At 34.3% G+C, this 2,370-nt stretch carries 2 protein-coding genes; both read left to right on the top strand.

The window, feature by feature from the left end:
- The coding region (locus ACFIMA_RS06545; RefSeq protein ID WP_375693243.1) for an autotransporter outer membrane beta-barrel domain-containing protein at positions 1 to 195 on the top strand (195 nt) is incomplete at its 5' end.
- An 877-nt stretch (positions 196 to 1,072) separates the two neighbouring features.
- Positions 1,073 to 2,370, top strand: a 1,298-nt coding sequence (locus ACFIMA_RS06540) for a right-handed parallel beta-helix repeat-containing protein (RefSeq protein WP_375693242.1), incomplete at its 3' end; no start/stop codon positions are given.

Below are 2,370 nucleotides of genomic sequence, written 5' to 3'. Positions count from 1 at the left end.
GATAATGGTACCATCCAGATTGGCAGAGATTTTGACCTTGATCCTATGGGACCTGCAATTGAAGGCGGCGTTGGCATTAATGCGCAACTGTCTCACAATTTCTCCCTTCATGGTGATGTCAGCTATCAACAAAAGCTTCAGAAAACTGGTATAAGTGGTGCAAACTTTTCAGGTGGTATACGCTATCAGTTTTAAGGAAAGGAAATTCTTCTCGGAACCTCTTATTTTAAGCAGAGCAGCCTGTGCCCTACATGAGAAGGAAAGCACATGTACAAGCGTATGAGACTGAAAAAAGTGTAAAAGCGAGCGTTGCTTTCCCGTTCGTTTGCACAGAAAGGCTGCACAACTCTGTATTGTGCAGCTTTTTTAATTTTCTATAATATTATGTAGCCCTTTTGTTGATATTACCTCTTGTAAATAAACCCTGCTTTTCTTTTCTGCTAAAGTCCTTTTTATTCCTTAAAGAAACCTCTTTCTTCTTCATGCAGTAGATGTACTAGCTTTTCTTTAAAGGAATTCCCTTCACCTCTTTACGGCAGAAGATCTGCTACAAAATACCTTTTTGCGCAGAAAATCCAATCAGGCATAACAAACATAACACAATGCTTTGTACTCAATTTATCTAAAATGCTCAGGAAATCATAAAGAAGAGCTAAAGCTTTATCAATCATCATAAGTATTATTTAAGTATATACATAAATATATTTTAGATATACAGAAAACAAATATTAAATTCATTATGTGATTGAAATTATAATAGTTTATATTTAATAATTTGTTTTATAAATTATAAATTACATAGTTATTTACAAAATAAAAAACCATTTAATAAAAATTTATTATAGAATACAAGTAAATAATAAATTTACTATATAAATGTAAAAATAAATAAAGTATAAAATTATATTATATTTTATTATTAAATAATATTTTTTATTTAATAATAAAATTATATAAATACTTTATATAAAAGTTAAAATAATATAACCTCCCGATGAAAATTGTGTGTTCTTTATCCTTTTTATAAGCGGGGAGAGAATATGCGGAGGCTTATAAGTTAAGGAAAATCTTCATGTCTAAAAAATTTTTACTATCCTGTACAGCTGTTGCGACAATCGCGCTGTTTAATGCTCATACTAATGTAAAAGCCGAAAAAATCTTAATGAATTTTCATGGAATAACTGAGGAAGCATCCAACTTCACTGTTGGCGGTATAATAGTGATAAAAGGTAGTGGAATAATTGGAAAAAATTTAGCAATAATTCACGACAGCAAAAACATGGAGGACGACTGGTTGAGCACTGTACGCATTATCGAACCTAATAGCTTTCTTGACTTATCAGAATCAACGATTAAGGCTAAAGAAATCGGTGTGATGGCAACAGACGGTGGTATAATAAAAATGAATGCAGTAGGTATTATTGCTCCTACAGTAGGCTTATTTCTCGAAGATAGCAAAAGTGATAAAAACAAGCTGAAAAATGTGACAATAACGAGCAGTAAAGATGACTTAATGGAAAAAGGAATAGCTCTTTATAAGGAAAGTAAAGTCATCTTGGAAAACGTAACAGTTACTCAAGTAAAAGTGGGTATAGAAGCGTTGGATAATTCTCAAACAACGGTATCAGGAGGATACTTTAATGCAAAAGAGCATGGAATATACGCTGGTACAGGCTCTACAATTACTTTAAAGAACAATGTTACAGTGTCCTCTGATGAATATGGCCTCAATGCAAATGGTGCACAATCCAAAATCACGATGATTGGGGGAACTGTAACTGGGAAAAAAAATGCATTAGTTGCAGCAAATAGTGGATATATTGATGGCATAGATACCACTCTAATGGCAGATGGCAATGGAAAAGGTGCATGGGCTAACGGCCCCAACAGTACAATTGAATTGCATGGCAATACAACAATTAAAGAAGCTGCAATCGGACTTGAGGCAAACAGTGGTGTCATTCAAATGACAGGAGGATCTATCACTGTTTCCGAGACAGGGGCTTCTTTTGAAAACAGCAAGAGTGACAACAACAAGTTAGAAAATGTCGTGATAACAAGCAGCAGCAATGATAAACCGATAACCACAGGTGTAAGTGCTGATAAGGAAAGCACGGTTACTTTAAAAAATATCACCGTTAAGAACGCACAAAAGGCTCTCTTGGCTAATGATAATTCCCAAATAATGGTAACGGACGGCGGTTCCTTTGGCGGTGAGGTACAAGCCAAGCAAGGCAGCACAATTACTTTAAATGATAATGTTATAGTAACATCTGAAAATAATGGGCTTCACGCAGATGGTGAACAATCTAAAATCACAATGACTGGAGGAACTGTAAAAGGGCAAAAAAGTGCTCTGTTGACAGAAAA

Origin of the sequence: Bartonella sp. AP88HLJMH (assembly GCF_042195605.1) — a bacterium.
Lineage (GTDB): Bacteria > Pseudomonadota > Alphaproteobacteria > Rhizobiales > Rhizobiaceae > Bartonella.
This window is presented reverse-complemented; position numbering and strand designations above follow the sequence as displayed.